Below are 4,620 nucleotides of genomic sequence, written 5' to 3'. Positions count from 1 at the left end.
AGGCCTTCTGTGTAATTCCTAAGCCCGCCTTGAACACGGAATTTCTGACACTCCCGAAGTCCGACAACTTCTTGTTCCCCTGCAGGCTGCACAGGTCTCCCCATCTTGGTACCCGCCAGTGCGCAAGAATCCTGGAACATTGGGTCGAACAACTGGGCCCGGATCCGGCGGACTACAGCACTCATTCAATGCGCCGCACAAAGGCGACGCTCATATATCGCATGACCAAGAATCTTCGCGCTGTTCAGCTGCCACTTGACCACTCCAAGCTCGAGTCGACCGTCCGCTATCTTGGCATCGAGGTCGACAATGCTCTTGAGATTTCTGAACAGACGGAAATCTGACAGTCTTGTGCAGCAACTGTTCCGCGTTCGCCGCCCGGGGTGTGCCCAAAGCTGCCTATGATCACCTCTTCGACGGTCAACGTCGACGCGCAAGCATGGCGGTGAGAATGCGAAGACGTCGGCCCTGGCCGCTGGATGCCGCCCCAGTATTCCGATACATCCTATTTACATGGCAAAATTCAATTCCAGCACTGTCCGTTTCCTGACCTATGCAGGCCGCGCCGGATGGTGATTGCGGGCATGCCTCATCAACCCAGCCGTCAGAGATAGAGGAAACAGGAGACTTCGAGTTGCAGCCCACACAGCAAATGCCACCTCCGTCCGAACAGCTGCAGACCGATACGCAAGCTCTGCCCGTCGATGCAACAGTACTTTTCGTAGCGCTGCAGTACCAGTTGCTCGTGGCCGTAGAACAGTGCCACCACCTCATGCCCGGGGAGTGCCTGTGGATTGAAGCCATGGGCGATGTCACCGTGCCGGGCAAGACGCAGATCGAGGTCAAGCACTACCGTGACAAGCTGACCGACAGCCACCAGAACTTCTGGAACACGATCCGGAACTGGCTGCATGAGCGGTTTGACCGCAGCAGCTACAAGTCCCTGGTGCTTCTGACGACTCAGGAGTTCGGAGCCCAGAGCCGCCTCAAGGACTGGAACATCCTGACCGCTGTGCAGCGGCTTGACCGCATGCAGGAGATCGGCAGCGACGGGGCTGGCGTACCGCAGACGCAAATGGAGGAGCCACCCGAGCCTCAGGACGAGACCATCCAAACTGCTGAAACTACGGCCCGCAAGCCGCCCAAGGCGCGGGCACTGCAGCAGGAGGTGCTAGCGCCCGAGAACCGCGCGGCGCTGATGGAGGTGTTGGAACGCATGCTCATCATCCCGGGCGAAGACGCTCTGCCAGAGCGCATCGACAGCTACAAGACCCGCTATCTCAAAGCCATACGACCGTCGCTGCAGCAGCAGTATCTGGACGACTTGTTGGGCTTCATGTTCAGCACCGAACTCGTCCTGAACGGCTGGAAGATCACCCACGAGGCGTTCACCGCCAAGCTGACGGCTCTGAACGCCTCGTGCATGAAGCATCCGGCAGAGTTCCCTTTGAGGGATCTCCGACCGCTGGAAGAAAAAGTCGATCTCGACGAAATCAGGCCCATGCTCTTCGCCAGGAAGATCCTCGAGATTGAGGGCAAAAAATATCTCAAGCACGCGGCCCTGCACCGCCTGTTTGCGCAGGACACGATTTCCGGGCTCTTCAAGGATCAGATTCCCATCAAGCCCTCGCTCGACCTTTACCTCCACAACCACCGCAGCAACCATTTTGTGGCGCGAGAAGCCGCCATCCTGGATTGCGACGGGCTGCAGGACGACGCGGCCCTCAAGAAGGCGTCACTCAAGTTCTACCTGGCACGTATGAAAGCTCCGACAGAACCTTTTTGCGCCATGGCCAACACCATGCCGGAATTTCGCAATGGCATTTATCACATGCTGGCAGACGAGAGCCCCGAAAACAAGGACGATGAATTTCACTGGAAACTCTGGGAATGATGGATACCGCCGCCGATCATCTCTATATCCTGCATCGCAACGCCTTTGCGCTGGCGCCGGTGATCCAGAGCTTCTACCTGAACTGGGAGCCGATGGAGAAAGACATCCTGCTGAGCTATCTGGTTCTTCCCCTGGTGTCGTTTCCCGCGATGCAGGAGTATTTGCATACCGCCAATCGAACCAGCTCGATCCGGACGATGACATCCGACTCTTCACGGTTGGTCGGTCTGGCGCTTCGCATCTCGGAATATGAGCCCATCACCAACAAGGCCCTGTTGATACTGCGCGCGGATGAAAGCCTTCAACTCAACGACGACCTGTCGGTTCTCGCCAGCGAAAACCGGCAGTCGGAGAATGCAGACCCCAAGATGCTGCGTTATGCGCGTCAGCTCGCCATGATATTCAGGAATGAAAGCGTCGTGACCATTTATAGAATGCTGGGATTGAAGTCGCTATGAAATGTTATGTCCGATATATCGGCGTGATCGACCAGGAAAATGAGGCGCACAGCGTTAAGTTCAAGCAAGGCTTGAATATCATTACCGGCAAATCTTCGAAGGGCAAAAGTGCCATTCTCGACATCTTCGATTACTGCATGGGCAGCTCAGAAGACACGATTCCGCAAGGCATCATCACGCAGCGGGCGAAGATATTTTTCACCGTATGGCGCTTTTCCGGGATGGCGGTCGTCGCCGGCCGCAGGGCAGACAACGCCAACCAATGTTTCCTGCGAGAAGTCAGTGGCGAGCAGGCCAGGCACGTGCTGGCCTACGTCAAGGACGTGGTCAACTTCTTCACCGCGCAATACCAGCTTAGCCGGATCGAATTCTCCAAGAGCCTGGGGCGCTACTTCGGCGTCACCATGGACGACATCGACACCGACCCTCTGCAGAAGCAGCTCATGCGTCAGAAAAGCCCGACGCCTTCCATCCGCAGTTTTGCCTCGTTCATGCTCCAGCATCAAAACCTGGTGGCCAACCGGCATGCGATCTTTTACCGCTTCGACGAAAAGCGAAAACGCGAACAGGCCATCGATCACTTCAAGATCTTCATGGGGATCGTGGGAGAGGACTATTTCGACCTGGCCAAGGAACTCGCCGACGCAGAAACCGAGCTCAAGCGTGCCCTGGCCGTCATCCCCAAGCAGGAGCAGATCAAATCAGCCGGCATCGAAGAGATGGCGGGCTACCTGCGTGAGTTCCACGCCCTGGCGGGCACGCCGCTGACAGAGTTGACCGCTGAAGAAATCTGGATGCGGCCGGCGCAGGCCCTGGAACGCTTGACCGGCATCGCCGTCACGGTCGATGGGCAGTCCGATACCTTCGACGCGACCCGCAAGGAACTGCGCACACGCAAGGCCGAGCTCACGGCCGAGATCCAGAAGGCCCTGAACACGCGCTACCTGCTCGACGTCTCGACACAGCAAGTCGAGGGATTTGCCGGTGCCATGACGGATCTGCCCATCCCGAGGGCGACCCATCTGGACCATGCCGTGTGCCCGGTCTGCGCGTCACCTTCGGAAGCAGCCGAAGATGAGGCCAACAGACTCTCGGCGGCCATCCACTGGCTCAACGGCGAGCTGAAGGTCTCGGCCTATGCCCGCGAAGGCTTTGGCCAGGAGCGTCGGGACATCGACGAGCAACTCAAGAAGGCGCGCCAGGCCTTGCGGCAGGTCGAAAACGCACTGCGTCCACTGGACCAGGAGGCCGACCGCTTGCAGCGCTCGAAGTCTGTCGATGCCGCAGCGCAGAAAGCCAAGATCAAGCTGGAAATCGCCATTGAGCGCCGCATCGAGAGTCCGCCCACGGAAGCCACTGAGTTGGTGAAGTTGCTCCAGGACCGGGTAGCGGACCTGAAATCGAAGAAGGCTTTGCTCGATGTCGCGCCCCGGCTGCTGGCCTTGCAACGCAACATCAACCGGCGCCTGGAGATCGTCGGCACACATTTCGACTTCGAGGACTCCTATAAGAATGGATCCCTGAAGTTCGACATCGATTCCTTCGACCTATGGCATGAGACACCGGGGGTAAACGGCGCGCCGGAGAAGAAAGTCTTCCTGCGGTCGATGGGCAGTGGCGCGAACTGGCTGTATTCGCACCTGACGCTGTTCCTGTCCCTGCACTACCAGTTTGCGGCCTACGCCGACTGCAAGCTGCCGCCCGTGCTGTTTCTCGACCAACCGACGCAGGTTTACTTTCCCTCCGCCGACTACGGAAAGGAATTTAATGCAGCCCAATTGCGTGCGAACCAGGACGGCACATCCGCCAGCGCGCCCGGCAGCCCACAGTCCGAAACGACTGCGGACAAGCCCTCGACACGCGCCGCGAACTCGCCTGTGGACACGCACACACGCATCTCGACGGCCGATGACGACTTGAATACCGTCGCCAAGATGTTCACCGTCCTGGCCAAGTTCTGTGATGATACGGCACAGGAGGTCGGCAACAAGCCGCAAATCATCGTCTGCGACCATGCAGACAGGCTGGAGCTCGGCGAGGGCTACGACTTCGAGGACTTCGTCGCCGACCGCTGGCGTGACCGTGGCTTCATCGCGACGTGACCCCTGCAGCAGGCCCAGGTACACATCGGTCCGCCCGCATCGCCTGGATGGACCTGGCGGGCTTCGTTCTGGTGTTCGTGCTGCTGGCGCTGGTAGGGTCTCTGCGTGACCGAAACGGGTCGACAGCAGGCATTAAGTCAAATTCGCACCTATATCCAAACATGAC

At 58.5% G+C, this 4,620-nt stretch carries 4 protein-coding genes; all 4 read left to right on the top strand.

The features are described from left to right. A partial coding sequence (locus tag KDH83_RS29645) for a tyrosine-type recombinase/integrase (protein ID WP_212322387.1) occupies positions 1 to 344 on the top strand: 344 nt, incomplete at its 5' end. Between the two features lie 290 nt (positions 345 to 634). After that, positions 635 to 1,894 carry a hypothetical protein gene (locus tag KDH83_RS29640; RefSeq protein ID WP_212322386.1) on the top strand — a complete coding sequence of 420 codons (1,260 nt, stop codon included), beginning with the start codon at positions 635 to 637 and terminating at the stop codon, positions 1,892 to 1,894. Then, positions 1,891 to 2,352 (top strand): three component ABC system middle component, encoded by a 462-nt coding sequence (locus KDH83_RS29635; RefSeq protein WP_212322385.1) that lies wholly within the window; start codon positions 1,891 to 1,893, stop codon positions 2,350 to 2,352. Before KDH83_RS29640 ends, KDH83_RS29635 begins: the two co-directional genes overlap by 4 nt. A gap of 23 nt (positions 2,353 to 2,375) precedes the next feature. Continuing rightward, on the top strand, positions 2,376 to 4,454 hold the full coding sequence (locus KDH83_RS29630) for a DUF3732 domain-containing protein (protein ID WP_212322384.1): 2,079 nt from the start codon (positions 2,376 to 2,378) through the stop codon (positions 4,452 to 4,454). The last annotated feature ends 166 nt before the right edge of the window (positions 4,455 to 4,620 follow it).

This window comes from Achromobacter sp. Marseille-Q0513, from assembly GCF_018195695.1.
GTDB lineage: Bacteria > Pseudomonadota > Gammaproteobacteria > Burkholderiales > Burkholderiaceae_B > Achromobacter.
This window is presented reverse-complemented; position numbering and strand designations above follow the sequence as displayed.

Coding starts and splice junctions, on each gene's coding strand:
- KDH83_RS29635 (WP_212322385.1), top strand. CDS start 1,891: ATGATGGATACCGCCGCCGATCATCTCTATATCCTGCATCGCAACGCC.